The organism is Ohtaekwangia kribbensis, assembly GCF_042676245.1.
Lineage (GTDB): Bacteria > Bacteroidota > Bacteroidia > Cytophagales > Cyclobacteriaceae > Ohtaekwangia > Ohtaekwangia kribbensis.
Window position 1 is genome coordinate 266,634 of record NZ_JBHTKA010000003.1, and the last position, 25,142, is coordinate 291,775.

Sequence of the window (25,142 nt, forward strand, 5' to 3'; positions counted from 1 at the left end):
GGGCCTTTTATGTTTACTCGCACCACACTTCAACTGATGTGCCCTTGCCGGGTGACGATACCATGGCAAACTTAAAATTTATCTGAAGTGCTCTCAGCTGAATGCTTTTTAATCCTTTACCATAGGTTATCTGTTGCAAATCGAAGCCCATTCCATCATCAACAATTTTTAGTCGTATCGCATTCCCATTCTGTGCAAGCGATACTGTTATATTTTTGCATTGGGCGTATTTTATACTGTTGTTGATTGTTTCCTTGGCAAAAAGCAGCAGGTTCCGCTTTTCAGTTTTAATGAGAGGTTTTGTCTTTTTATCGGCAGCTATATTTACATGCAATTCAATCTGGTTGGCAACGCAAACAGGAAAAGCAAATTTTCTGATGCGTTCCATTAACTCAAAGATTGTATCTTCTGATTCTTCCAATACCCAAATCATGTCACGCAAGCCTGTAGTCGCCTGCGTTATTGATTCTTCAATTTGATCAAGATGAAGTTTATTTTCGGGTTCACGCTTTGCCAAGTGCGTAAAGATTTTCAATGTATTCAGCACACTTCCTATATCATCATGCAAATCGTTCCCAATTTCTTTCCGTATCTCTTGCTGCTTTCGTAATTGATCGATGCGGTAACGCAGCAATGCGTAAATTAAAACACCGCCCATCAGTATAATTGCCAATTTAAATATACCCGTCTGGTACCACTTTGGCATATAGGTAAGACTCAACGCAAGGGGTGTCTCACTCCAGATACCGTCTTCGTTGGCGGCACGAACCTGAAGTGTGTAGTTACCGGGAGAGAGCCCAATCAAGTCCACAAAATTTTGTTTACCCAAATCAATCCAGTCATTGTTAAGTTCATTGATTTTATAGGCATACCTTACTTCCTTGGGATTGCTGAAATTAAGCGCAGAAAATGATACTGTTGTTTGCAAGACATCAGTAGGTATAGTTATAGCTTTCATCCTGATATGACATGAATCAATCACGCGCGACTTTGCATTCACTTTTGTATTCCAGAAATATAGATCAGGCGGTCGTTCGTTGCGGGGCAGCAGCGCAGGATCTATAATTGTAAAACCATCAATACCTCCGGCTAGTATATAGCGCTCGTCCTGATAACCGCAGAGCTGCTCAAAAGCGTTCGTGTTAAGTCCATCGGTCTGAAAATAGTTTTTAACTTTTAAGGGGTTCAGATATATAACCGATATTCCTTCATTTGTCGTAGCCAGTATAGCTTTATTCAAAAAAGGAAAAACCCGATATATACAGGTGTTATTTAGCCCGTCCTCGGAACGAATTATTTTCTTAACCTGAAACTTCTTATCTGTTTCAATCAATCCATCTCCATATGTGGCAATATAAAATCGATCCTCCATTTCGCACATGTCCATAAAGTTACTCATCACTTCTTGTGTCAGATTATCGCGAAGTGTATGCGTAGTATATTTATGAGTAAGCGGATTAAAAGCAATTATTGATCGTTCGGTGAGAATCATTACATCTTCACCTTTTGTTTTATACAAGTAATTGATAATCGAGAGTCCGTCAATCGATGTTTCCTTAGACTGCCGATGAAAAATCTGGATTTTATTCGTGTTTGTATTCCAAACCGCCAGTCCCTTCTGCACAATGCTTCCAAACAACACCAGCGAATCGTTGTATTGAATGCCGCAGCTAAGATGATCTGAATTCAGTATTTTCAACGATGGTATAATGGTATGTGCCGGCTTGAGCTTATCACCTTCAATGATATAAAAACCATTCTTGTTCGAAACGAACACGTGATTCCGGGCATCCTTGAAAAGCATCAGATTAGAACTGGCCTTGTCTATCTGCACGATTTCACTTGTACGGGTATTTACCTTGTATATACCATTCTCATCACCACAGTAAAGTATATCTTTCGAAACAGGTAGTAACGAAAATAAGTGCTTAAGCTTGACCTCATAGCCATATTCCGAAAATGATCGAAAGTGAGTAGCCCGTGTAGGGAAAGAAGCAATTCCGGCTAATGTACCAAGCCATGCCCGATGAGTCGCGGTGTCGTAGTATATATCATACGTTGAAGTAAATAAATTATGATCCGGGTTATTATCTCTATATATCGTTGTTTGCCTGGATGCCAGGTTATATTCATATATACCTTTTGATGTAGATAGCAACAAAGAGGAATCAGATGAAGCCGCAATGCTTTGCATTTCTGAATGGTATATCAACGGGCTTCTATTATCGGAGCGCTGTACGATTTTTAATTTGTCAGTATCGAGTATTTTCAGTCCTATACTGCTGGCCATGTAGAGCGTACGCTTCAACATAACGGCATCCCAAAAGCGAAGCCGGGTATTGGCACCGGATGTGTTTAACTCTGTCTCGCGGAACGTGCGAAGAAGCTCCAGGTTTTTATCAAGTATAATGATACCATATCCATCCACGCAGAGGATCATCCGTTGTTGATGATCAAAGTATATCATCGAGATATTAAGTTCACCTTTATCAAGCTGACACTTTGCATGAATATCGATTGACAAACTTTTTCCTTCTGGTATATGATAGGCATAGGCAAAGTCCAATCCGGCAATCCACAAAGTATCACCTTTCAGCGCCAGACATCGTCTCCACTTCACATTTTCGGGATTACTGGTGTCTAGTGAAATTCTGCGCGTTACCCTGCGCGTTTGCAAGTCGATCGAACATGCTTCACCATACGACAATAACACCCAGAGACAGTTTCTCTTTTTGTCCTCGAGAATATCAGAGACAAAACTTCCGTTTAGCTTTTGCTTGGCAGGTGAACGTTTGGTGAATGTCTGGAAGCGATTTCCATCGAAAAGGTTAAGACCTTCCTGTGTCCCAATCCACAGAAAGCCATAGGAATCCTTAATAATTTTTGTAGTGTAGTAACTCGACAGTCCTTCGTTTTGGGTATATTTAATAGGCGTAACAAACTTCGTCTCCTGGCCAAGACACGCGACCGTTGGATAGAGTATAACAGTTAGGAGTATATAATAGCCAAAGCTTTTCACAACCAAAATAGTAAGCTACGAAAATGATCCAACAAAATGAATTTAAGTGGACCATAATTTTCCTTATGAAAAGCTTGTCTGCGCAAGTTCAGGATATGGCAGCAGTCATCAATCAACTCCTGGAAGCCCGGAAAACAAAAGATATCGCGATCGTTTTATGTATAAATATTGATTCAAATCTTGTCCCAACCAATTTTCCCAGGGGCACGAACCGGCCATCAGCAGGTTTCACAACACTATTCTACACGATAGAAATTGCTGAAAACTCATTAACGTTAATTTCAGAAAATCCACAATTTGATATACTGGACGAAGCAAGCGTTACTTTCTTCTTCAAAGATATAGTGCAGGACAATTTTCCTGCAGAGCAATATGCATTATTCACTTGGGATCATGGACAACCATTTGGAATTTTCGGGGGCAGCGATGAAGCTCCTCGAATAGTAAATTCAAAAAATCCTTTGCCCCTTTATTTTAAACTATATAATGCTTTTCCAGCCTTAAAACCCAAAGCACGACAGTTTCTGACTGAGAGTGATGTACAAATTCTGAACATAACTGAGTTACGGAATGCTATTGCGTCTTCTTTCTCTGGTAAGAAAATGGGAGTTATCGCTATGTCGAATTGTTACTTACAATTTTTTGACACCGGATATGAATTGAGTTCATGCGCAGAATATCTGGTTGCATTTGAAACATTGATGTACTTTGCCGATACCTTTAATCATAAGACAATACTGGAGGCAATCTCATGCAACCCATATATATCCTCAGAGTCGTTATCCAGGTTGATTGTCACAACTTTTTTATACGAGACTGACCCTAACAATTCAAATGAGTTTAAGCGTTCCGTTGCCTTATTTGCCAATGACTTATCATGGTATCCATCGATAGCAAAGCAATTTGACGAGTTGAGCAAGACGCTTATCCGGGAACTTCCGCGTTATTTCCAGGAAATAAAAACTGCTTTATCAAAATGTGGATATATAGCACCCAACATAGAAATATTTGCACTCATTGATTTCAGAAATTTCATAACCTGTTTATACAATGAAGCTCCGGCATTATTTCAAAACAATGGCTATGAAGTAATCCAATCGTTTCTTGAGAAAGTGGTGGTTGAATCATTCGTAGGAGAAGATTTTACAAACGAAGCATCTGATGAATTTAAAGCTCCATCGTGCTTCTCAATATATCTTCCCAAAACACCAGGCATATATCATTCGCTCTTTCGCGATCTATATATGCGTGAGTCGGGGTTATCTCCAACTGAATTTGTGAAAAGATTTACCTGGGATGCTTTTATAGCACGCTATATTGAAATGATCGAAATCACCTCACCTGAAAAGACAGACATTTGATATCTGCGGCAAGTAAGATTTACTTCCTCTTCACAGCCTTCTTCGCCCCACCTCTCTTTGCCGATACCAATCCGGCACCAGTTCCCGGAACTTTGGAATTTAGTTTCAAGGTTAAAACGACAGTACTTGAATCTTCAGAACTACCATAGAGCGTTGCATCCAGACTTCCACCGTATACTGATCCACTAATATCAATAATGTCGCGGTGCGTGTTTCTTTTCGGATGTGTTGGAGTCACAGGATCATTTGAAGGAATCGCCTCTGACTTAAATGCAAATGCAATGATCAGACTTTTTCCGTTGCTTGAAAATTTTACATCAGGTGTGGTTGTCGCCAAATCCTGAAAGGCACCAAGTTTTACTCTTCGTTGCATAATAATATGATAATGTTATAGGAATAGAATATACTAAATCTCCACCAACTTTCTCCGTATAGCTTCCATCGCCATCCCTACCCTGCTCTGCACATTAAGCTTTTCGAACAACGCTTCACGATAACCGTCAATGGTGCGCTCGGCAAGACTCATTTCCGAAGCAATTTGTTTATAGGTCATGTCAGTACATGCCAATCGCAGAAACGTCATCTCACGATCTGTAAACCTTGTCTCATTACTCTTATCCCCGTGCGCAAGCAACCGGCGGAAATTTATATTTACAGCATCTGCATTATAAAATCCCTTACTATATACTTCGCTCAATGCTTTCTCCAACTCATCGGGATGTATATCTTTTACCAGGTAAGCACAGCACCCGGCTTTGAACATACTGATAATTGTGGTGTCATCATCCTTCATAGACAAAGCCACCAGTTTTATAGCAGGATATCGTTGCGAAATCTGCCGGGCCGCATGTATACCGTCCATGCCGGGCATGTTTACGTCCAATAAAATAATGCTGGGTTCTTGCTTCGTCCTTTCCAGTTTATCCAAAAGATCGTTTCCGTTCTGCGCATCCAGTACAACTGTAAACTGGCCAAAGGTATTGACGAGCGTTACCAGTGACTTTAAAAATAACTGCTGATCATCAGCAATTCCGATCATCACTTTCATTATAGTCTCATTAAGGTTGTAGTGCCAAACGTTAACCAGTAAAGTATCGGAACATGTATGGAATATACATCTTCCGTGTTAACTCTACAATATTCCGGTTTTAAGATTTTCGAGATAACGGGATTTTTCCCGTTGTCGACCGGATATTCTCACCTTGTTACACAGCACGAATGACAGCACTTTTATTACTATATTCAAAACCCTACCTCTTATGACACCAAAAAAATTCAAATGGACAGCCATCTTTCTTATTAAAGGTGCAGCCGACAACCTCCGGGCATTTACACAAATGCTCGACCAACTCGCTACTACTAACTTGTCGCCTGATGTAGCCGTAGTGCTTTGCATTAACATACGTGCCGAGATAGCACCAACAACATTACCGTTGGCCACTGTGCTCGGACCAAATGATTCGCTGATCCGAAAACCCGGTTGGACTACCTTGTTCTGTAATCTTGAATCTGTAGCAGATGGAAACAATATATTCAATCCCATTTGCGAGAGCCGTGAGTTCAGAATGGACAAGGAAGAAGATATCACAGTTTTCTTCAAGCAACGGGTGCTGTCTCAATTTGCTGCCGAGCGGTATATACTATTCACCTGGGATCATGGCCAACCGTTCGGAATCTTTCCGGATACAAATCAGAATTCAGTAGTAAGATCGCCCCTGGAAAACCTTCACTTAAATGCATTTCACTTTCTTCAACAAAAACAATTACAAACAGAACGATTAGTCAGAGCAGCAGCTCCTGTGCCTGCGGATGATGCGTTGCCTATGCTGACAGCAACGGAGTTAAAGCAAGCTATTCAATGGGCTTTCGATGGACAGAACTTAGATGTTTTGGTTATGTCCAATTGCTTTCTCCAGTTCTTTGATACCGGGTATGAACTAAGCAGGTGCACCGATTACCTGGTTACATTCGAGACTATCATGTACTTCAACAATTCATTCAACTATAAAAATATACTACAAGCTATGGCTGACAATTCTGCCATGACACCGGAAACTTTATCCAAAATTATAGTTAACGACTTTGCTGCCACGTTTCCCGACAATGCTGAATCTCGTGATGAGGTTGCTTTATTTGCAAATGATCTCTCATGGTATCCGGCATTGGCACGGATGATTGACCGACTTGCCGGTATGCTAACAGCCGCCATACCGGATCATCGCGAAAAAATATTCAGGGCTGCAAGTAAATGCGGGTATATATCACCCGGCATCCCGATGTTCTGTCTTCTCGATTTTCGCAATCTCGTTGTAAATTTTTACCACGAGATGCCGGAACTCATTCCTGAAAAATTTTTCAATACACTCATCGCTATGATGGACCAGGTTGTGGTTAGTTCGTTCATTGGAAAAGAGTTTCTGGAAGCTGGCAATCTACCAGGGGTAAATCCATCTGGCTTTTCAATTTACTTCCCTATTTTCTCAGAGGACTATCGAACATCATTCCTCGATAACTTTATGACTGAATCGTCACTTTCACCAACTGAGTTTATTCAACATTTTGGATGGGATCAATTTATAAAGAGCTATATACAGGCCGAAGAAGTCATTGTGTAAACTGTCTATATACCGTTGGTTTATCTAAACAAAAAAGCTGCCTCGTGTGAGGCAGCTTCTGTTTTGTAGAGAGGTTAGTTCCTATGAATGATGTCCATTACCATTGGTAGAGCTGGCTCCCAGGGCAAAGGCAGTTCCGGTGCCGGGCACTTTCGAATTAAGTCTCATGGTAAGATTCAGTACTGTTTCACCACTGGCACCTGCGCTCGTAAGCGAAGCTTTCAAACCACTGCTATATATAGTTCCTCCGACCGGTTCAAAAAGATCGCGGTGTGTGTGCCGCTTGCTGTTGTCACGTTCGAACGGTTCCGTATCAGGTGTTTCAGTTGAAATGATGGGGAACGTAAAGATCATTCGCTTTCCATCTTCCGAAATTGTTAACGATGGTGTTTGCTCCGTGGAAGCAATTTTGTCACCGAGTTTAAATCTTCTTTGCATACACTTTTTATTTTAGGTTAGATAGTTTGTTTATACCCGAAACAACACGTGTTCCGGAATTGCAATACTATATTCCTACAATTTACATTCTGCAAAAACGGGGTTTTTCACGGCATACGCACGGCCCTTTTCACATTGATAGGCAGCACTTGCTGAATGAACTTTGTTCTCGTTGTCAGAGAATAAATCTCTAAACCCAAGGAGATCGCTGAAAATCCTGTAAAGAGTAAGCTGTTATCTATACTATATATTGTATGCTAATCTCTATCCTCAACCACAGCAATGGAAAAGTTTCAGATGCTGAACTTCAAACGGTTATACGTGCTATCCGCAGGCAGATTTGCGAAGATTTTGAACCCTACTGGAGCCTCGGTGCCACACTTCGCCTGGAAGGACGAAGTGCTTCCAATCCAGACAAGCAAGATTTGATTGACATGCGCGGTGACGCTATTGTATATATATGGGACCGTTCAGACATCGATGGTGCTCTCGGCTATCACGATCTCAACAACCGGGGCATACCGTTCGGTTTTGTCTTCCTCGATATAGCAGCGCAATTGAATGAACCGTGGTCTGTAACACTTTCACATGAAGTACTCGAATTGATTGGTGATGCAGAAGTAAATCTTCTGGTGGCAGGTCCACACCCTGATCCAACCAACGACAGTGATGTATTCCACTGGTATGAGATGTGCGATGCTGTCCAATCAGAAACGTATGAAATAGATGGAGTACTCGTCTCCAATTTTGTATTGCCATTATATTTCACAGGCGGTGATGAGTTTGAAGGTCGCAATGATTTTCTGGGCACCATTAACCCGGACGGATCTTCTCTGAAATCATTCGGAGTAAATCCGGGAGGATATATAGGCTTCTTCAACCCCAGCAGTGGCAGCCACGAAACCTATAGTCGCGACACACTGGCCAGTGCAAGAATGGCTGTTAAAAGTAAGGTGAAAGGTGCACGCAGAGCCATCCGGTACCAACGCCACAGTAATATCGCTCAGCCGAACGTACGGCTCGCCAAACAAGAACAGATAAACGAAGTAACAAACGGACAACGCGCTTAACATTATTATACCAGTTGCCTCACCATAAAAAGTTATCCGAAGCTATTACCGACATGAAAATACTTGTCTATATACTAATGCTGATGATGTGTGTTTATACTGCACACAGTCAGTCAGCACCGAGCGACACTGTCGTCACGAACCGACTAAACAAGATAATCAAGGTAAATACAGAATCGAATCGATCGTTAAAAACGCTTGTCATAAAATCGGATTCGATCAAACGCGCCGTGATAAGTAGACCACCTGTACATCCCTGTATAGATTGTGTTACAAAGCCTGACTTTATACAATGGTTATTGATCCTGTTACCAGTAATACTATTTATACTCTTGCTGTGGTATTTCTTGCGCTGGCTGAAAAAAGACAACTATAAAATAGCTGACGCACTTTCAGTGGACATGTCTGATGAACAAGTTGAGCAGTTACAGCGCACTTCGCTTGCTACCGGAGAAGCGCCACAACAGCCCGTATTAAAAAGAAGTAGCAGCAGATTAATCGCATTCTTCTCCGGTCTCTCAGCTGTCATTATCGCGATATGTATAACAAGCTATTATATGTATTTCGCTATCAAAGGACTTGCTGTACCAAAATTCGAAGAGCTCTGGCCTATACTGGCATCACTCGGTATAGGAGTAGTGCCTTATGCTACCAAAATTATAAATGAGAAAAAATAAACAATCCCAAAAGACTCAAACCATGGAACTAGTTCAATTCAATAAAAACGGTGGCCCTGTATCAATTGATATTGATATTGAGGATACAAATGTATGGAGCTATATATATGTGAGTGACCTGACGTTCACCAACAAAAGTTCAACCGGCAATCCTTCGCAGCATACACTAGGACTTCCTGTCAATCTCGATGACGATATTAATTCCTGGGACATCAGACTTGGTAACATCGGTACCAATAATGTGACTGTAACCGTAACGATAACCTGGAAGCAGGATGGTCAGGTTCTGAATGTGTGGACACGACAAGTAAATGTACCCGCGGGTGCAGCCACAAAAATTTCTGATGACGCTCTTTTAGACGCTACCAATTAAGAAACCTATATATGAAAAAGATCATCTCCATTCTTATAGCAGGATTTGTTACCAGTGCGCTTTACGCACAGAATCCCGATTCCATTAGTATAGACGACTACTATGTCGATTTCGCGGTACCTGATATTACAGCCTTCTCTATACTCGATATAAACTCCAATGATGTCGTAAGGCCTGGAAATATCAAAGAGCTTGCTGTAGGCATCCAAAATTACATTGATGCGGAAGGAAACCTGAAACCCGGCCTTGCAATAGAAATTGCACCCTATCGCATTCTCGCGAAAGCGTTAAAAGTACGCTCGGCCTGGGAACAAAATAAATCACTCAAGAATTTACAGATCAGCATTGGAACAGCACAAGGCGATTCATCTAATCTATTAGCGGCATGGGGCATCAATTGGACACCGATTGACAGAACTGATCCGGTAGCCAGCCGAAGGTTACAAAATTTCTTCGCTAATTATTTAGCCAATCGCGATAGTATAGCCAATCAACTGTCATTTGCAGGGCAGCGAAACAAACACCTTCGGGATGTAAATCTGTTTCTTAATACGTTGTCAACACCGGCGGGTCCATTGCCAGCCGCAACCAGAGTAGCTATACTACAATACTTTGGTGGTGGTTATCGGAGCCGATTACTTCGCTATGACTCAACAGATAATCAGCTATATACAATGGCGCTCGAAGATACAGTACTCCGGAAAATGTCAACACTCAGTATCACTATAAATAATAGCCAGGCGCAGACGTTATCAACGCTTGTTGCTCAAAATGCAAAGCTCACATTTACCGAGCTCAAAGAAGAAAAGGAATTTGAAAAAAGCTTTAGCGAAGCTTTGAAGCGGGAAAAGAAAATTTTCGTGGAAGAAAACTGGAACCGCCTGGTTATTCAATTCAAAGCAGGGTCAAAGTATAACTCTGCTGAAAATTCAATTAAAGATTTAGCACTTCTTAACTGGCGTCTTTTTGGCGGTATAGCAGGACGCGTTCCCGGACTTGGCAACAGTAACTCCACATTCGCTAAACGTTCGCAGGTAATATACCAGGCAAGCTACATCAACTACAAAGACAGTTCCGTGCCTTTGAAATGGGAATTCTCCACAGGAGGAAGATTGTTGCTTGGCAAAGCTGACAAACGATTATCGGCAGAGTTCTTATATAGTCAGGCATCTCTTCGCGGAGAGACTCTTGAGAAGAGTGAGTATATACGCTACACCATTGGCGGTGAAATGAAAATTGATGAAGGACTTTGGCTGGAACTAGCCGTTGGCGGACAGAAATTTCTCGAAGGTAATGATAATACCCGTGTAGTTCCGCAGTTCGGTCTCAAATACGCTATACAAAAGAAATCACGATTCTGATATATACCCTCCCCCGTTGTATCCGATTTGTAAACATCCGGTCTCAGCGATGACTTCATAGATGGGCTCTTAGAGCGTTGCTGAGCACTGGATTGTTTCTTTAGTTGAGTTATGTATTTCTTTGAATTCATATAATCTTCATCTTCCCCACCACTTTCAGCATATCGCTGATCTTTTTTACTTCTTCACTGTTGCGTTGGCCCCATGCATCGATTAATGCAACAAGTGGCAATATACTCTTGCCCATTTCGGTAAGAGTATATTCTACTTTTGGTGGCAGACCAGGGTAAATAGTTTTACTTACCACTTTATAGTTCTCAAGTTCCTTAAGTTGAATGTTGAGGACACGCGGAGTGGCCGAAGCTATAGCTCGGTGTATTTCGCTTGGTCTCTTTTTGCCCTTGTTGATTATATCGATGATACACGGTTTCCATTTGCCACCAAATACGCGCATGGCAACTTCAATGCCGCAATCAAGGTCTTCGGGCTTCTTTCGAGTATACATAATCTTTCCTTTTCAACAAATTTAATCATCACCGGGAACACCTTTCTATAGGGAAAAATTATTCCGCTGAATAAATTTTCTCACGTTGAGCTGAAAGGTGACAGTCTTCAATTTTGAGTCATCAAAAATTTAAAAACGAATAAAATGAAGACGATTAAAAATGCAACGGTTGTTGGCTTAGGACAAATGGGTATAACGCTGGCCAGACTCTTAATGAAGCAGAATTATAATGTCGCAGTATGGAACAGAACGAAGCAGAAGGCTGATGTACTTGTAAAAGAAGGTGCAACATTTTTATCAAACGTTTCTGATGCTATCAACGCCAGTAATATCATTATTATTTGTGTGCTCGATTATGCCGCCACGAAAGATATACTCTTCAACAAACTGGTTACGGATGGCCTGGCGGGAAAAACAATTATTCAGTTAACCACCGGTAGTCCCGAAGATGCCCGCGAACTGGAAACATGGGCGAATAAACACGGTGCGCACTACATTGATGGCGCCATACAAGTTGCTCCTGAACAAATGGCGCGTCCTGATACCACTATATTTGTATCCGGTAAAAAAAATGCCTTCGATTTTAGCGAAGCCGTGTTGAAAATATTCGGAGGAAATATAAAATACCTTGGTGAGAAAGTCAGTGCAGCGGCTGCAATGGACCTTGCATCACTGTCCTATTTATATGGATCGCTGTTGGGTTTCTTTCATGCTGTAAGCATTAGTGAAGCGGAAGGTTTTCCGGTAGATTTACTTGGCAGCATCATTCGCGAGGTGACTCCGGGTTTTACGGAGTTCATGCAGTACGAAGCAGGCGTGATACAATCGGGAAACTTTGCTATAACACAAAGTCCGTTGTCGATAAGTGTGGAAGCAACCGAAAGAATTTTGCAATCATCAAAAGCTTATAGCATCAACACAGAGGTAGCTGAACTAAGTGCGAGTTTCTTCAAGCGCGCACAAGTTGCCGGTTATGAAAAAGAAGAACTGGCATCGCTCATCAAAATCTTCCGTTCGTAAAGTAATTTGATCGCCAGTCACACACAGTCGTTATCATACCTTGCACTCATATTACCACCTATGAAAAATTTCGATTGGACAGCCTTCACAAAAAAGATAGCCATTCGCGCCAGTATAGTTGACATCTATGACGCCTGGACCAAATCAAGTGAGTTGGAAAAATGGTTTTTACAGAAAGTAGAGTTTTACAACGCAACGGGTACACGCATGGATGCCAACACCCCTGCGCAGAAAGGAACCCGGTATCAGTGGCTTTGGTATTTATACAAAGATCCGATGGAAGGTGTTATCAAAGAGGCTAATGGAAAGGATTACCTGCAATTTACATTTGAAGGCGAGTGCCTGGTGGACGTTAACCTCCGTGAAGAGAAGGGATATACGGTCATTGCGCTCCGTCATTACAATATTCCATTAGACGATCACTCGCGACAATTCGTGCGATTAGGCTGCTCCAACGGCTGGACATTTTACCTGGCTAATCTTAAATCTGTGTTGGAAGGAGGTATAGATTTACGAAACAAGGATGAAAGCCTCACGCCAATGATTAATAACTAAAGCGTTTCGCGATATCTAATTAAGAGAGGATCACCTGGTCCTCTTGACATTTATACAGCACTATATATTTCTTACGCTTCTGCGACCGCGAACTGGTTCCGGTATTGTGAAGGTGTCATTTGCATTTCGGCTTTAAAGGCGAGGTTGAATGAAGTGACATTCCCAAAGCCACAGTCGTACGCTATCGTTTCAATTTTTTCACGTGCATAATCCGGGGCACTCAACAATGTTCTCGCACGTGCGATCCGGTATTGATTCACAAACTCAGCAAAGTTTTTTTGTTCGTATTCGTTTATCACCTGCGAGACATCACGTGCTCCTACCGAAAGTTTTTCAGCTACCATCTTCAACGACACATCGCTTTCGAGATACATCTCTTTGTTTGCAAACAGATCTTTTATCTGTTCGAGCAAACGCCTGGACGCAACGGTATCCATACCGGACGATGTATACTTCTCCAGCGCAAAAACATGTCGCTTCAACAAAAGATAAGAGAAGATATACATCAGGAAAGAAAAGAAAACAGATCCCAGTATATAGAATGGAATCAGCCGTGCAAAGATGCCCACATACAGAAGCCAGATAATGGTTACGCCTGCTGTTATATTCCTATACCACGGTAGCAACCGCGTTCCCTTCAACGATCGCACCATATATACCCAACATGCAGTCAGGTAAACTGCCATGTGTAAAAATACCAGCCAGAAAATAACGGTGGTTAACATGTCACCTCGGTTCGGGATAATGCGGCAACACAAAACAAAAACTGCAAATGGAATCAGGTGAAGATAGTCGCGTCCTGAAAAATATTTCTTCTCAAACAACGCTCTGCCATAGAACCAAAGGAATGGTCCTGTTATCAGCATACCCGACATACAGATGTTTCGTATCCATGGCTCGAGCGGCATATAATTAAAGAGCACCGATTTACCAATGCGCATAGTCAACCCCAGCAACACCAGTGCAAGCAATATATTTGACTTCCTGTCTTTTACCGTAAACAGATAGCCGCATAGAAACAATGCTTGTGCTACACCCAGACAACTCAGTACCAGAATAACTGCATCCTTAATCATACTACTAAATACGAAAAGTGTTTTCTTTTTCAAACGGCAACATCCCGAAAGGATCTTTTCACCCCCTTAAAGGCGTGTCTCATAAAACAAGCGGCAAACGCAATTTCCCGGAAAATCAAGCTCGTAATCTGAGCTTTTCAGCAAAGCATCTTTGAGCTCTTTAACAAAGTTGACCGCGCGCGTTTACACTAACTTTGTATCATCAAAAACAAAAAAAAGTATATGACAAAAGTTTGGTTTATAACCGGCAGTTCCCGCGGATTGGGAAGAAGCCTGACAGAAGCAGTATTGGAAAAAGGATACAACGTAGCGGCTACTGCACGCAACACGCAACAACTGGAAGACCTGGTTGCTAAATATCCCGGACAAATACTTCCACTCACGCTGGATGTTAATGACTCTGCACAGATCAAGGATAGTGTGGAGAAAACAATAAGGCACTTTGGTCGCATTGATATACTGGTTAACAACGCTGGCTTTGGTATAACCGGAGCTGCTGAAGCATATACCGAGGAGCAGGTACGCAATCAGCTTGAGACAAACCTCTATGCTCCCATAGCTGTAACACGTGCCGTATTACCCTATATGCGCAAGCAACGTAGTGGTCGTATATTACAAATCAGTTCTATAGGAGGCCGTGTGGGTAACTCCGGATTGACCATGTATCAGGCTTCCAAATTTGGACTGAGTGGTTTCAGCGAAGCGCTCGCTGGTGAAGTAGCTCCGCTGGGTATTAACGTTACATCCGTTGAACCAGGAGGCTTTCGTACCGATTGGGCAGGCAACTCGATGATCTATGCTGCGCGCGTTGAAGGTTATGAAACCACGGTAGACAATCGCGCTGAATACTTTGCAAGCGGTGCATTTATACCGATGGGTGATCCTGCAAAAGCAGCCCATGTTATGATTGAGTTGACAGACCACCCTGAACCTCCTGTACACCTGGTGCTGGGGAGTGAAGCGGCTGCGCTGTTGAAACTGGCTGACGAAAAAAGGAAAACAGAATTTGAAAAATGGTTGCCGGTAACAACATCCACCGATCACCGCGAAGCAACCAATTTCCTGGACACTGAACTTGGAAAAAGTTTTGTTGCACGTAAATGAGACAGGAACAGATATAGTCAATATATAGATTTCAGTCGTGTGTTTAGCCCATCAGTAAAATCAATTTCATACCGGTATTCTGAAAAGACATCCGGATTAACTGATGGAGCAACGTACATCAATCAATACTATAATTCCGTCCACCCGCAGTATTGTCCAATACAAATAAAATATAGGACACGGGAATCAGAATCATTTGCAGATTGTTGCCTGAACAGCAAACTTTATATCAGGTGGGAACGAAAAACCACCTGATGTCACTTTCTTTAATCAAGCAACCGGAAATTGCTATGTCACTACAGGTGAACAAAAACAGTCAGAATCGAATTACATATTCCTGCTACTTTAACAAGAGTCGTGAAGGCGAACAATTCGTACCCGAGCATATATTCAGCTATCAGATAGCCGGTACACTAACGCTATATGATGGCACACAGGAGTATATTTTCAAGGATGGAGATTTCCGTTTCATCAAACGCAACAATCTCCTGAAGTTTACGAAACAACCGCCTGCAGCCGGAGAGTTCAAATCAATTTCAATATACCTGGATCAGGAGACGTTGCGTAAAATCAGCATAGAGTATAATTATAGTGTAAATCATATTCACGATGGCGATAGTATACTGAAGCTGGAGGCTCATCAAATGTTTAAGAGTTACCTGGAATCACTTGAACCTTACGACACGCTTAACGAGCGCGGCAGTGACGAACTTGTAGCTCTAAAGCTAAAGGAAGCTATACTTATACTTATCAAAACTAATCCTGAGCTAAAAGATATACTCTTCGATTTTTCCGAGCCTGGTAAAATTGATCTGGAAGCATTCATGAACAAGAATTATCATTTCAATGTTACGCTGAATCACTTTGCTTACCTTACCGGCCGGAGTCTTGCCACTTTTAAACGCGACTTCGAAAAAATATTTCGTACTTCACCAAGCCGTTGGCTGCTACAACGCAGACTAAAAGAAGCATACTACCAGATAAAGGAAAAAGGCAAGAAGCCTTCTGAAGTATATTTGGAAGTAGGCTTTGAAGATCTCTCGCATTTTTCTTTCGCGTTCAAAAATGCTTTCGGGCATGCGCCTACGAAAGTATAAAGTGTCGCGTCAGCGTCTACATCAAAACTTCCTCAATATCACCACTCCTGCTACGATCAAAGCTACACCGGCAATTCTCCATATATTAATAGTGTGCTGTTGTGGCACCAGTATCTGAAAGTGATCGAGCACCAGGGAGATAACCATCTGTCCCAATACAATAAGACCGAACGTAAGCGCAGGTCCCAGCTTCGGGAAGGCGAGTATAATAACGGTAACATAAAATGCACCGAGTATACCTCCGAGCCATGCCTGAGGTGGTGCCGATTTCAGTCCCGCCCATGAAACCGACTGTCCTGTAAAAAGTATATATAGTATCAGTGCTGCCGAGCCAACCACGAACGATATGAGCGAAGCATATACCGGGCTCTCTAACGCTTTACCCATTTTTGCATTAAGCCCCGCCTGAATAGGCAGAAAAGATCCCGCCAGCAACGAAAAAATTATCCATCCGAACTTGTTCATAGTAAATTAAATTATTGCGCTAACAAGTATACCATGTCGGATCTGAAAAGCAAAGCAATCTTTTGACAGCTCATACACAACTTATCTTCATCTTCTAAGAGGCACAATATCAACAACTTAATTAGCATTCGAACGAAATCAAAAAAAATTTCAGCGTGCATGTCCAATTCATCGAATGTCAGTCATTGTAGGGTTGTAAATCAAACATATCACAAACACATAAACATTAACAACATGGAACCAAGACTGAATTTCAACGAAAAAGGAAAAAGTGCTTTCAAGGCGATGTATGGCTTAACAGTATATCCTTCCAAATCATCCATCGAAAAATCGCTTTTAAATTTATTGTACTTCCGCGTGTCGCAGATCAATGGTTGTGCGTATTGCCTCGATATGCACTCGAAAGACTTGCGTGCAAACGGAGAAACCGAGCAACGACTTTATATGCTGGATGCCTGGAGAGAATCACCGATCTATACCGACCGCGAGCGTGCAGCACTCGCATGGGCAGAAGCCATCACCAAAGCAAGCGTATCAGACGAAGTGTTTGAAGAAGTAAGAAGGCAATTCTCGGAAGATGAAGTTATAGAGCTTACTATTGCTGCCAATACCATTAATTCATACAACCGAATTAATATAGCCTTTCGTCCGGTGGCAGGAACGTACCAGCCGGGACAGTTTGAAGTACACGCTTAACCTTTAATTTTACTTTGTAAATTGAAAGACACAATTGAAGAGATATCGCACAACCTATAAACTCTAATTATGAAAGATTTTCTATTATTATTCCGTCAACCGAGCTTTGACCATAGCAACATATCACCGAAAGATATGCAAGTACTTACTGAAAAATGGAAGAACTGGGTAGGTGGTATAGCGGCACAAGGTAAATTAGCAGGCAACGGTACACGTCTTAGCATGGAAGGGAAAGTATTGAAGGCCGGAGGTGTTGTAACTGATGGACCCTTTGTAGAAATCCGCGAACGCCTCGGCAGCTTTCTTGTTGTAAAGGCAGAAAGTCTTGATGAAGCCACTACACTGGCACATGGCTGCCCGGCTATAGATGCTAACGGCAGTGTTGAGATCCGACAGATTATGAGTTAACGAATTATAGCTGACAAAAACCACTCTGATCAACCGGAGTGGTTTTTCAATTTAACTATGGAAAGAGAAAATCGTTCGCTTAAAGAACTCTTCCAGCAGGAGTTCAGTAAAATGGTTGCTGTTATCAGTAAGCAGTTCGGGTTGCAGCATATTGAATTGGCAGAAGATATCGTCAGTGAAACATTTCTGCTGGCTGCTGAAACCTGGGGAATGAAGGGCATTCCTGAAAATCCAACGGCATGGCTGTATGTCGTAGCCAAACAAAAAACGCTTTATCATTTCCGAAGGACCAAGATCTACGAGGAGAAAGTAGTGCCGGAACTAGCGGTCCCATCGGTAGAAGACGAGCCTGATTTCTCAACACAAAATATTCGCGATAGTCAGCTGCAAATGCTTTTCGCTATTTGTACACCGGCTATCGCCAGCGAAGCGCAGATAGGCCTTGCGTTGCGTATACTCTGTGGTTTTGGAATTGATGAAATTGCAGAGGCTTTCCTCTCCAACAAAGAAACAATTAATAAAAGGCTGTTCCGTGCGAAAGAAAAACTCCGTGAAGAGAAAATTAAAATGGAGCTGCCTCCGGAAAATGAAATAGCCAGCCGACTTGATAATGTATTGCACATACTATATCTGCTCTTTACAGAAGGTTACTACTCAAAAACACAGAATGCCATTCTGCGAAAAGATCTTTGCCTGGAGGCATTGCGTCTATGCCTGATGCTGACAGAGTACAAAAGTACCGATGAGCCCCAAACGAACGCATTACTCGCACTGATGTGTTTTCATGCTTCCCGATTTAATGCACGGCAAACGAGCGAAGACGCTTTGATACTATATGAAGATCAGAACGAAGCGCTCTGGGATCAGGCACTAATCCAACAAGGTGTGTATTTTCTGGAGCGTTCAGTCCAAGGCGAAGAAATAACGTCTTATCACCTGGAAGCGCGTATTGCCTATTGGCATTGTCTAAAAGAAGACTCGCCAGAAAAATGGGAAGATATACTTTATCTATACAATCAACTTTTAACGATCAACTACTCTCCAAGCGTAGCGCTTAACCGGGCGTTCGCTTTGTACAAAGTACACGGTGCGCCGGCAGCGTTGAAAGAGGCGGAACAACTTCGACTGGAACATAGTCACTTTTATTTCATTTTGTTGGGAGAGTTATACAAGGCGATTGATGTAAACAAAGCCAAATCAAACTTTGAACGAGCGTGGTCACTTGCCAAAACAGAAACGGAGAAAGAGAATATTCAGCAAAAGATCAATAATCTGGCACAGCCATAAGTCATATATTACACAACACATTTATACTATATTGCAGGGACCATGAAGAATACATCGCATCAGGACGAGCCTGCCTACATCGGATCACGGATTGCTGCACCTGCAGCATTTGAGGATGTATTCACGCATTTCTATGAAGCGCGTAATCTTACGAATGAAGCGGTACATAAAACACTGTTGCCTTCGTATCAAACCATATTGATATTTAGTTTTGGAGAAACCGTCCGCTTTACATCGCCAAAAGGTTCCATGCTTGACCTCGATAAAGTAGTTGTACTCGGACCTATAAAACAACCCATTGACTACACGCTGCCTCCTGAAGTCGACATGCTGGTCGTTAATTTCAAATCAGATGGGTTCTTCCGCTTCTTCGGGCGAGCACTTGCCTCAACACAAATCTCGGTTGATCCGGATACGATCATAAACGATAACTGTTTCAACAACCTGTGGTCCATTTTAAAAAGCAAGCATACAGCGGATCGTATACAAGTTTTACTCGAATTTGCGCAACCTTATTTAAAGGACAAAGATGAAACGCTCGAACAACTCGACCAGTATACACAGGACTCAAATGTAAATGCGATCAAGGTTGTAGCACAAGACACCCAACAAAGCGAACGCAACATTCAGTTAAAGTATAAAAAACACCTGGGGTATAGCGCTAAAGAGATGGCGCGGTATCAGCGCTTTCTAAATACGATTGAATACCTGGGACGTTCCGTTACTGAAACCTGTAAGCCTGTGGACTGGCAGGATGTAGTTACACAATTTGGTTACTACGATCAGAGTCAGCTTATTCACGATTTCAAACATTACCTCAACCTTTCGCCCACCAGGTTCCTGAAGTTTCAACAGGACATCTGCATTGCCAGACCTGAATAACGGTTGTTGCCATTTTTCGTTTTCTTACAATTTCCCGGAGAGTCGTCTTTACACCTTTGTCATATCAAACGAAACAAACAAAAATATGACAACGAAGAAATCACCATCTATCCTGATTACAGGCGCAACCGGAAGTGTAGGTACAGAACTGGCAAGAGCACTCGCGGCCAAGGGCATACCTTTTCGCGCACTGGTACGATCGTTCGAGAATGCCGCCACACTCGCTTACCTCGGAGCAGAACTTGCTATAGGCGATCTCAACGACTTACAAAGTATACGGAATGCCCTGCAGGGAATTGAGCGCGCATTTCTCCTCACCAATTCGTCCGAACAGGCCGAACAACTTCAGACTAATTTTGTAAACGCGGCATGCGAAACAGGCGTGCAGCATATTGTAAAACTATCGCAGTTTGCAGCTGATATACATTCACCGGTACGCTTTCTGCGATACCATGCTGCGATCGAGCAAAAAATAAAAGCAACGGACATAGACTATACGTTTCTCCGACCGAATCTGTATATGCAGGGGTTTCTCGGCTTCCGTGAGCCTATAACAAAGCAGGGTAAATTCTTTGCTGCTGTCGGTGATGCAAAAATAAGCGCAGTGGATGTCCGGGACATAGCAGCAGTTGCGGCTGCAGCATTGACGGAAAGCAATCATGCCAATAAGATTTATAACATTACTGGACCGGAGGCATTAACCCACACCGAAATGGCTATGCGTTTTTCCGATGCATTCGGATACCAGGTAAAATTTATAAATGTATCACCGCAAGAAATGCGTCACGCTTTACTGCACGTTGGATTTCCCGTTTGGCAGGCTGATGGATTGCTGGAAGACTACGCTCACTATGCGCGGGGAGAAGCATCCGAAATCAGCACGGCCGTTCATGACAGTACCGGGCATGCGCCACGCACGTTCCAGGCATTTGCACAAAACTATGCCTCTCTGTTCCAGTTACCGGCAACAGCCACAGCGTTATAGTATTGAAATGCTATATATAGTTGTAAAGAATGCGGTGTATATAGATAGCTATACACCGCATTCCCTGTATCATGAAAAAACAATCTTCTAGGCGAAAGTATAATCGGTATAGCCTTTACTGTCCGGAGTATAAAAGGTATTGGGGTCTGATTCCTGCAGCGCTATACCATGCTTTAACCGATAATGAAGATCGGGATTAGCAATGAAAGGTGTTCCAAACGATACCATATCGGCTTCACCGTTGTGCAGCACTTGTTCGGCACGCTCGCGGGAATACCCACCGTTGAGAATGAGTAGATTGGAAAATGTACGGCGGATTGATTTCAACAGTGTCAGTCCTTCATCAGAAGTACGAGCAGCATAATCGATCACATGTAAATATAGTATATCCTGTTTCGATAGCTCTTCCGCCAGGTACGCATATGTCTCTGCTATTTCAGGATACAGCCCCATGTCATTGAAAACATTATAGGGAGAAAGTCTCATTCCTACTTTATTTTTTCCGATAGCATTTGCGACAGCTTCTGTTACTTCCAACGCAAAGCGACTTCGATTTTCAACAGAACCACCATACGTATCGGTGCGTTGGTTTGTATGTGGATTCAAAAACTGCTCAAGTAAATACCCATTTGCACCATGCAGTTCAACGCCATCAAAGCCAGCCTCAACAGCATGTATAGCAGCACGGGCAAACTCTGCGATTGTCGCTTTTATATCAGCACTTGTCATAGCCTGTGGTTTTTCTTTAAGCTGTAAACCTTGCGAGTCTGTCCACATATCACCGGCCGCCTGTATAGCAGAAGGTGCGAGTATCTTTGCACCAGCAGGCATATTTGCCGAGTGCGAAACTCTTCCCACATGCATAAGCTGACTAAAGATTTTTCCGCCTTTAGCGTGCACAGCATTCGTCACTTTTTTCCAGCCTTCAATCTGTTCATCTGAATATATACCAGGAGTACGCGCATACCCTATACCATTAGGTGATGGCGAATTTCCCTCGGTAATAATGAGTCCTGCACCAGCACGTTGCTGATAGTATGTTGCCATCAGATCGTTGGGCACAGATCCCAGTGCACGCGAACGCGTCATAGGCGCCATCACAATGGCATTGCTGAATTCTATTCCGTATTTCGTTACCGGACTGAAAAGATCCGGGCTGCTTGTTTGATTCATAGTGTTGCGTATTTTTTTTGCAGGCACAAAATTCAAATACACGACACCGTATAGTCAATTAGTCAAAGAAACATGACTGCTTAAAACCACGTTCACACCATCAAAATCAAATTATTTTTTTTGAACCTTTTTGTAAAAGGATAACTTGTACAGAAAAACGAGGCTTGTTTATGGTTTACAATGCATGTGGTCAGAAAGAAGTGACTACCCTTCACCACGATCTTCCGAACTATATGGAGTGTCCGGCAGAACCCATTCTGAAACTTATTTCAGGAAAATGGAAACCGCAGATCCTATATCTGGCGTCCAAAGGCACACTTCGTTTCAATAGTCTGCTTCGCCAGCTCCCCGGTTCGAACAAACAATCTGTATCAGCCGCTCTGCGTGAACTTGAAGATGCACAGGTACTCAGCAAGAAAGTGGTACAGGAAAAACCTTTGCACATCGAATATACAATTACTGAAAAGGGACAGTCCATGTTGTCAATCTTCAGGCTGGCATCATCGTTTGCTTAGAGAGTTACATGTTTACGCGGGTACGTGTTTGGGTGTGTACGTAGGCAGCACGATTTAAAAAGTATATATATTCTTTATGTAGCTATGCGTTTTGAGGTTTTTATACCGTGCGATATACTTAAACCCCTCGTAAAGACATTTGCTATTCAGGAAGCTGACGAAGAGCGATCGTATAAAGTATTGCCGGATACAAACATCGTTATCGGGTTTCAATATAAAGGGCGATTATCCGTTGTCGAGAATAGCCGGGAGAGTAAACTCGCAACGGCAGGAGTAACCGGTTTGACCGACCGGTATAAAATCTTTAAAAATTCCGGCAGCATTGGCAGTGTGCTAGTATATTTCAGAGAAACGGGAGCAAGAGCATTTTTTAAGCAACCGCTGCACGAATTGTTTCAGGAGAGTATATCGCTGGAAAATTTTATACTTCGCGCGGAATTACTTGTACTCGAAGAACAACTCGGTGAAGCGCGAACTGATCAGGACAAGATCACGATCGTGGAACTATTTCTGATCTCACGCATGACGGTTGAAGCACCTGACAAACTCGTTGCAGCTGCATTAGCATTGATCCATCAACACAAAGGCAACATCCGCATCGGTACACTTGCCGAACAACTTCACACCAGTCAAAGTCCATTGGAAAAACGATTCAGACAAACCGTTGGCACTTCCGCCAAAAAATTCGCTGCCATTGTCCGGCTAAAGCATGTCCTTAAAAATTTTACACCCGGTAAATCATTCACCGAACTTGGGTATGAAGCCGGCTTTTATGACCAGGCTCACTTTATAAAAGAATTCAAATCCTTCACAGGCGAAAATCCTTCGCAATATTTTTCCACGGAAACCACATAAACGATTTTTTACAATTGCGCCACCGGAGGAACATAGACCTTTGCCTGCAGTTAAACACAAAAAGCTATGTTCACTCTTCAAAGTATTAAAGAAGCCCACGCGAAAGTAAAGAGCGGAGGCGATTTCCCGCGGTATATACAAGACCTGAAAAAATTAGGCGTTGTGTCTTATGAAAATTATGTTACCGATGGACACACGCAATATTTCGGATCTGATAATTTCACAATTACCAGCAATCCTAAATATATAGCCATGCCGATAGCATCCGTCAGCTCCACAGTGGTACTCAAACGAGATTTAGTCGTACATCAGCAGGGAGGAACTGACTACCTTACCTTCTGCAAACAAGCCGCAGATGCCGGTGTGGAGAAATGGACTGTTGATGCTATAGCGCTGACATGCACATACTATAACAAAGCAGGCGAAACGATGTTGACCGAAAGTATACCCGTGCCCTAATGCTTACGTCTTATATAAAAGGTGTTGGGGCTTCTATGATCAGCTCCTGGTTGGTAATAGGATGACTGAATATGAGTTTGCTGGCGTGCAGAGCAATGGCGTCAGGCTTATAGGGAACTCCGGACGTATAGGTGGCATCGCCTATGATGGGACAATCTATATATGCGAGCTGTCCGCGGATCTGGTGATATTTACCGGTATATAATTCAATGTCCCAGAGGAAACGATCTGCAGCTAAAGGTTTTACGTGATACGTCAATCTTGCTTCTTCTGCATAAGGGAATTCCTGCTCCGCGATCACGGCTTTCTTTTTCTCCTTTCGATGCCAATGAAGCAATGTTCCGGTGTGCTGTTGTGGCGCATGGTCAGTAAGTGCCTGATAGTACTTTTTTACTTTTCGTTCGGCAAACTGCTCACTCAGATTCTTCAATACACTGCGTTGTATTGCAAACAATACGATGCCACTCACGGGGCGATCCAGCCGGTGTATATGTTGCGCATATACTTCCTGGTCATCAGGTGCAGAGGCCTTAATGTATTGACGTACCTGGTGTAGCAGATTAGGGTGATTGTTACGATCAGGCTCTACCATCAGACCATTTGGTTTATTTATCACCAATATATAGTCATCTTCATATAAAATGTGATCGGGGACGTGGATCTGTACAGACATTTGGTGTTTTCTGAAATCTGGCGTGACAATAAAATGGTATATATCGCTTAGTGCTTGCCTATAAAAGTCTTGCGATGATGAAGCCCCCATTCAATCATGGAATCGAGCACAGTCTCCAGCGAATAACCGGACGGTGTTAACTCATACTCCACAACCACCGGCATACTATCGTGCACAATTCTCTTTAGTACACCGTTGGCTTCGAGGTCTTTCAACTCCTTCGACAACATTCGTGGTGTTATGTTGGGAATGTCGCGCTCCAGTTCGCGAAAGCGTTTCTTCCCAAATCCCAGTGCGGCCATAATGGGTAACTTCCATTTCCCATTTAGAACATTCATGGTATCGTTGATTGCCAGTACATACGTACTCGGGCAGCTCTTTACTTTATCCAGTTCTGATAATCTTCCCATACGTCATTTCAATCGTACTATACTTCTGTATAGTGCTATACTTTGGTATAGTGGTTACTAATG

Annotated in this window: 28 protein-coding genes; 18 read left to right on the top strand and 10 right to left on the bottom strand. The window is 42.6% G+C overall.

The window, feature by feature from the left end; genetic code table 11:
* Positions 1–13: 13 nt before the first annotated feature.
* Complete coding sequence (locus ACFQ21_RS11660; protein ID WP_377579151.1) at positions 14–3,019, bottom strand: sensor histidine kinase; 3,006 nt, start codon at positions 3,017–3,019, stop codon at positions 14–16.
* Positions 3,020–3,084: 65 nt separating this feature from the next.
* On the opposite strand from ACFQ21_RS11660, the gene ACFQ21_RS11665 reads away from it, so the two are divergent.
* On the top strand, positions 3,085–4,380 hold the full coding sequence (locus tag ACFQ21_RS11665) for a clostripain-related cysteine peptidase (protein WP_377579153.1): 1,296 nt from the start codon (positions 3,085–3,087) through the stop codon (positions 4,378–4,380).
* A 19-nt stretch (positions 4,381–4,399) separates the two neighbouring features.
* Here the strand turns inward: ACFQ21_RS11665 and ACFQ21_RS11670 are convergent, their stop codons facing one another.
* Positions 4,400–4,753 (bottom strand): hypothetical protein, encoded by a 354-nt coding sequence (locus ACFQ21_RS11670; RefSeq protein ID WP_377579155.1) that lies wholly within the window; start codon positions 4,751–4,753, stop codon positions 4,400–4,402.
* Between the two features lie 33 nt (positions 4,754–4,786).
* On the bottom strand, positions 4,787–5,428 hold the full coding sequence (locus ACFQ21_RS11675) for a response regulator (RefSeq protein ID WP_377579157.1): 642 nt from the start codon (positions 5,426–5,428) through the stop codon (positions 4,787–4,789).
* 211 nt (positions 5,429–5,639) lie between these two features.
* Here ACFQ21_RS11675 and ACFQ21_RS11680 point away from each other — a divergent pair, with 211 nt between their 5' ends.
* The gene (locus ACFQ21_RS11680; protein ID WP_377579159.1) at positions 5,640–6,995 is read left to right on the top strand and encodes a clostripain-related cysteine peptidase; all 1,356 of its coding nucleotides are present in this window, start codon (positions 5,640–5,642) and stop codon (positions 6,993–6,995) included.
* 81 nt (positions 6,996–7,076) lie between these two features.
* Here the strand turns inward: ACFQ21_RS11680 and ACFQ21_RS11685 are convergent, their stop codons facing one another.
* Positions 7,077–7,433: a hypothetical protein gene (locus tag ACFQ21_RS11685; RefSeq protein WP_377579161.1), complete on the bottom strand. Its 357-nt coding sequence runs from the start codon at positions 7,431–7,433 to the stop codon at positions 7,077–7,079.
* Positions 7,434–7,687: 254 nt separating this feature from the next.
* Between ACFQ21_RS11685 and ACFQ21_RS11690 the strand changes: the two genes are divergently transcribed.
* From ACFQ21_RS11690 to ACFQ21_RS11705, 4 genes are all read left to right on the top strand, one after another.
* A complete protein-coding gene (locus tag ACFQ21_RS11690) occupies positions 7,688–8,503 on the top strand; it encodes a hypothetical protein (RefSeq protein WP_377579163.1) in 816 nt (271 codons plus the stop codon).
* A gap of 230 nt (positions 8,504–8,733) precedes the next feature.
* On the top strand, positions 8,734–9,180 hold the full coding sequence (locus ACFQ21_RS11695; protein ID WP_377579165.1) for a hypothetical protein: 447 nt from the start codon (positions 8,734–8,736) through the stop codon (positions 9,178–9,180).
* Between the two features lie 22 nt (positions 9,181–9,202).
* Positions 9,203–9,553 carry a hypothetical protein gene (locus tag ACFQ21_RS11700; protein WP_377579167.1) on the top strand — a complete coding sequence of 117 codons (351 nt, stop codon included), beginning with the start codon at positions 9,203–9,205 and terminating at the stop codon, positions 9,551–9,553.
* Positions 9,554–9,564: 11 nt separating this feature from the next.
* On the top strand, positions 9,565–10,914 hold the full coding sequence (locus ACFQ21_RS11705; protein ID WP_377579169.1) for a hypothetical protein: 1,350 nt from the start codon (positions 9,565–9,567) through the stop codon (positions 10,912–10,914).
* Positions 10,915–11,041: 127 nt separating this feature from the next.
* Here ACFQ21_RS11705 and ACFQ21_RS11710 read toward each other — a convergent pair whose 3' ends face one another.
* Positions 11,042–11,419, bottom strand: coding sequence for a winged helix-turn-helix transcriptional regulator (locus ACFQ21_RS11710; RefSeq protein ID WP_377579171.1), 378 nt, complete (start codon positions 11,417–11,419; stop codon positions 11,042–11,044).
* 144 nt (positions 11,420–11,563) lie between these two features.
* Here ACFQ21_RS11710 and ACFQ21_RS11715 point away from each other — a divergent pair, with 144 nt between their 5' ends.
* Together ACFQ21_RS11715 and ACFQ21_RS11720 are read left to right on the top strand one after the other, a co-directional pair.
* On the top strand, positions 11,564–12,439 hold the full coding sequence (locus tag ACFQ21_RS11715) for an NAD(P)-dependent oxidoreductase (RefSeq protein ID WP_377579173.1): 876 nt from the start codon (positions 11,564–11,566) through the stop codon (positions 12,437–12,439).
* A 60-nt stretch (positions 12,440–12,499) separates the two neighbouring features.
* Positions 12,500–12,994, top strand: a complete 495-nt coding sequence (locus ACFQ21_RS11720; protein WP_377579175.1) for an SRPBCC family protein — start codon at positions 12,500–12,502, stop codon at positions 12,992–12,994.
* A 71-nt stretch (positions 12,995–13,065) separates the two neighbouring features.
* Here the strand turns inward: ACFQ21_RS11720 and ACFQ21_RS11725 are convergent, their stop codons facing one another.
* The gene (locus ACFQ21_RS11725) at positions 13,066–14,070 is read right to left on the bottom strand and encodes a helix-turn-helix domain-containing protein (protein WP_377579177.1); all 1,005 of its coding nucleotides are present in this window, start codon (positions 14,068–14,070) and stop codon (positions 13,066–13,068) included.
* Positions 14,071–14,292: 222 nt separating this feature from the next.
* Here ACFQ21_RS11725 and ACFQ21_RS11730 point away from each other — a divergent pair, with 222 nt between their 5' ends.
* Both ACFQ21_RS11730 and ACFQ21_RS11735 read left to right on the top strand, forming a co-directional pair.
* A complete protein-coding gene (locus ACFQ21_RS11730) occupies positions 14,293–15,174 on the top strand; it encodes an oxidoreductase (protein ID WP_377579179.1) in 882 nt (293 codons plus the stop codon).
* A 233-nt stretch (positions 15,175–15,407) separates the two neighbouring features.
* Positions 15,408–16,271 carry a helix-turn-helix domain-containing protein gene (locus tag ACFQ21_RS11735; RefSeq protein ID WP_377579181.1) on the top strand — a complete coding sequence of 288 codons (864 nt, stop codon included), beginning with the start codon at positions 15,408–15,410 and terminating at the stop codon, positions 16,269–16,271.
* 21 nt (positions 16,272–16,292) lie between these two features.
* Here ACFQ21_RS11735 and ACFQ21_RS11740 read toward each other — a convergent pair whose 3' ends face one another.
* On the bottom strand, positions 16,293–16,736 hold the full coding sequence (locus tag ACFQ21_RS11740; protein ID WP_377579183.1) for a DMT family transporter: 444 nt from the start codon (positions 16,734–16,736) through the stop codon (positions 16,293–16,295).
* A gap of 234 nt (positions 16,737–16,970) precedes the next feature.
* On the opposite strand from ACFQ21_RS11740, the gene ACFQ21_RS11745 reads away from it, so the two are divergent.
* The 5 genes from ACFQ21_RS11745 (at position 16,971) to ACFQ21_RS11765 (ending at position 20,994) form a co-directional block, all read left to right on the top strand.
* Positions 16,971–17,432, top strand: a complete 462-nt coding sequence (locus ACFQ21_RS11745; RefSeq protein ID WP_377579185.1) for a carboxymuconolactone decarboxylase family protein — start codon at positions 16,971–16,973, stop codon at positions 17,430–17,432.
* A 69-nt stretch (positions 17,433–17,501) separates the two neighbouring features.
* Positions 17,502–17,840, top strand: coding sequence for a YciI family protein (locus ACFQ21_RS11750; RefSeq protein ID WP_377579187.1), 339 nt, complete (start codon positions 17,502–17,504; stop codon positions 17,838–17,840).
* 57 nt (positions 17,841–17,897) lie between these two features.
* Positions 17,898–19,127: an RNA polymerase sigma factor gene (locus tag ACFQ21_RS11755; protein WP_377579189.1), complete on the top strand. Its 1,230-nt coding sequence runs from the start codon at positions 17,898–17,900 to the stop codon at positions 19,125–19,127.
* 42 nt (positions 19,128–19,169) lie between these two features.
* Positions 19,170–20,009 (top strand): DUF6597 domain-containing transcriptional factor, encoded by an 840-nt coding sequence (locus ACFQ21_RS11760; RefSeq protein WP_377579191.1) that lies wholly within the window; start codon positions 19,170–19,172, stop codon positions 20,007–20,009.
* Between the two features lie 85 nt (positions 20,010–20,094).
* Positions 20,095–20,994, top strand: coding sequence for an SDR family oxidoreductase (locus ACFQ21_RS11765; RefSeq protein ID WP_377579193.1), 900 nt, complete (start codon positions 20,095–20,097; stop codon positions 20,992–20,994).
* An 87-nt stretch (positions 20,995–21,081) separates the two neighbouring features.
* Here ACFQ21_RS11765 and ACFQ21_RS11770 read toward each other — a convergent pair whose 3' ends face one another.
* Positions 21,082–22,167 (bottom strand): alkene reductase, encoded by a 1,086-nt coding sequence (locus ACFQ21_RS11770; protein WP_377579195.1) that lies wholly within the window; start codon positions 22,165–22,167, stop codon positions 21,082–21,084.
* A 170-nt stretch (positions 22,168–22,337) separates the two neighbouring features.
* Between ACFQ21_RS11770 and ACFQ21_RS11775 the strand changes: the two genes are divergently transcribed.
* From ACFQ21_RS11775 to ACFQ21_RS11785, 3 genes are all read left to right on the top strand, one after another.
* Positions 22,338–22,682 (top strand): winged helix-turn-helix transcriptional regulator, encoded by a 345-nt coding sequence (locus tag ACFQ21_RS11775; RefSeq protein WP_377579197.1) that lies wholly within the window; start codon positions 22,338–22,340, stop codon positions 22,680–22,682.
* An 84-nt stretch (positions 22,683–22,766) separates the two neighbouring features.
* Positions 22,767–23,537 carry a helix-turn-helix domain-containing protein gene (locus ACFQ21_RS11780; RefSeq protein ID WP_377579199.1) on the top strand — a complete coding sequence of 257 codons (771 nt, stop codon included), beginning with the start codon at positions 22,767–22,769 and terminating at the stop codon, positions 23,535–23,537.
* Between the two features lie 66 nt (positions 23,538–23,603).
* On the top strand, positions 23,604–23,996 hold the full coding sequence (locus tag ACFQ21_RS11785; protein WP_377579201.1) for a DUF1398 domain-containing protein: 393 nt from the start codon (positions 23,604–23,606) through the stop codon (positions 23,994–23,996).
* Between the two features lie 10 nt (positions 23,997–24,006).
* On the opposite strand, the gene ACFQ21_RS11790 is transcribed toward ACFQ21_RS11785, so the two are convergent.
* Both ACFQ21_RS11790 and ACFQ21_RS11795 read right to left on the bottom strand, forming a co-directional pair.
* Positions 24,007–24,669, bottom strand: a complete 663-nt coding sequence (locus ACFQ21_RS11790) for an RluA family pseudouridine synthase (protein WP_377579203.1) — start codon at positions 24,667–24,669, stop codon at positions 24,007–24,009.
* Positions 24,670–24,716: 47 nt separating this feature from the next.
* The gene (locus tag ACFQ21_RS11795; RefSeq protein ID WP_377579205.1) at positions 24,717–25,079 is read right to left on the bottom strand and encodes a winged helix-turn-helix transcriptional regulator; all 363 of its coding nucleotides are present in this window, start codon (positions 25,077–25,079) and stop codon (positions 24,717–24,719) included.
* Positions 25,080–25,142: the final 63 nt, after the last annotated feature.

Coding starts and splice junctions, on each gene's coding strand:
- ACFQ21_RS11760 (WP_377579191.1), top strand. CDS start 19,170: ATGAAGAATACATCGCATCAGGACGAGCCTGCCTACATCGGATCACGG.
- ACFQ21_RS11740 (WP_377579183.1), bottom strand. CDS start 16,736: ATGAACAAGTTCGGATGGATAATTTTTTCGTTGCTGGCGGGATCTTTT.
- ACFQ21_RS11665 (WP_377579153.1), top strand. CDS start 3,085: ATGAAAAGCTTGTCTGCGCAAGTTCAGGATATGGCAGCAGTCATCAAT.
- ACFQ21_RS11690 (WP_377579163.1), top strand. CDS start 7,688: ATGCTAATCTCTATCCTCAACCACAGCAATGGAAAAGTTTCAGATGCT.
- ACFQ21_RS11705 (WP_377579169.1), top strand. CDS start 9,565: ATGAAAAAGATCATCTCCATTCTTATAGCAGGATTTGTTACCAGTGCG.
- ACFQ21_RS11745 (WP_377579185.1), top strand. CDS start 16,971: ATGGAACCAAGACTGAATTTCAACGAAAAAGGAAAAAGTGCTTTCAAG.
- ACFQ21_RS11670 (WP_377579155.1), bottom strand. CDS start 4,753: ATGCAACGAAGAGTAAAACTTGGTGCCTTTCAGGATTTGGCGACAACC.
- ACFQ21_RS11790 (WP_377579203.1), bottom strand. CDS start 24,669: ATGTCTGTACAGATCCACGTCCCCGATCACATTTTATATGAAGATGAC.
- ACFQ21_RS11710 (WP_377579171.1), bottom strand. CDS start 11,419: ATGTATACTCGAAAGAAGCCCGAAGACCTTGATTGCGGCATTGAAGTT.
- ACFQ21_RS11725 (WP_377579177.1), bottom strand. CDS start 14,070: ATGATTAAGGATGCAGTTATTCTGGTACTGAGTTGTCTGGGTGTAGCA.
- ACFQ21_RS11775 (WP_377579197.1), top strand. CDS start 22,338: ATGGTTTACAATGCATGTGGTCAGAAAGAAGTGACTACCCTTCACCAC.
- ACFQ21_RS11700 (WP_377579167.1), top strand. CDS start 9,203: ATGGAACTAGTTCAATTCAATAAAAACGGTGGCCCTGTATCAATTGAT.
- ACFQ21_RS11730 (WP_377579179.1), top strand. CDS start 14,293: ATGACAAAAGTTTGGTTTATAACCGGCAGTTCCCGCGGATTGGGAAGA.
- ACFQ21_RS11755 (WP_377579189.1), top strand. CDS start 17,898: ATGGAAAGAGAAAATCGTTCGCTTAAAGAACTCTTCCAGCAGGAGTTC.
- ACFQ21_RS11780 (WP_377579199.1), top strand. CDS start 22,767: ATGCGTTTTGAGGTTTTTATACCGTGCGATATACTTAAACCCCTCGTA.
- ACFQ21_RS11675 (WP_377579157.1), bottom strand. CDS start 5,428: ATGAAAGTGATGATCGGAATTGCTGATGATCAGCAGTTATTTTTAAAG.
- ACFQ21_RS11715 (WP_377579173.1), top strand. CDS start 11,564: ATGAAGACGATTAAAAATGCAACGGTTGTTGGCTTAGGACAAATGGGT.
- ACFQ21_RS11750 (WP_377579187.1), top strand. CDS start 17,502: ATGAAAGATTTTCTATTATTATTCCGTCAACCGAGCTTTGACCATAGC.
- ACFQ21_RS11770 (WP_377579195.1), bottom strand. CDS start 22,167: ATGAATCAAACAAGCAGCCCGGATCTTTTCAGTCCGGTAACGAAATAC.
- ACFQ21_RS11680 (WP_377579159.1), top strand. CDS start 5,640: ATGACACCAAAAAAATTCAAATGGACAGCCATCTTTCTTATTAAAGGT.
- ACFQ21_RS11685 (WP_377579161.1), bottom strand. CDS start 7,433: ATGCAAAGAAGATTTAAACTCGGTGACAAAATTGCTTCCACGGAGCAA.
- ACFQ21_RS11765 (WP_377579193.1), top strand. CDS start 20,095: ATGACAACGAAGAAATCACCATCTATCCTGATTACAGGCGCAACCGGA.
- ACFQ21_RS11795 (WP_377579205.1), bottom strand. CDS start 25,079: ATGGGAAGATTATCAGAACTGGATAAAGTAAAGAGCTGCCCGAGTACG.
- ACFQ21_RS11785 (WP_377579201.1), top strand. CDS start 23,604: ATGTTCACTCTTCAAAGTATTAAAGAAGCCCACGCGAAAGTAAAGAGC.
- ACFQ21_RS11720 (WP_377579175.1), top strand. CDS start 12,500: ATGAAAAATTTCGATTGGACAGCCTTCACAAAAAAGATAGCCATTCGC.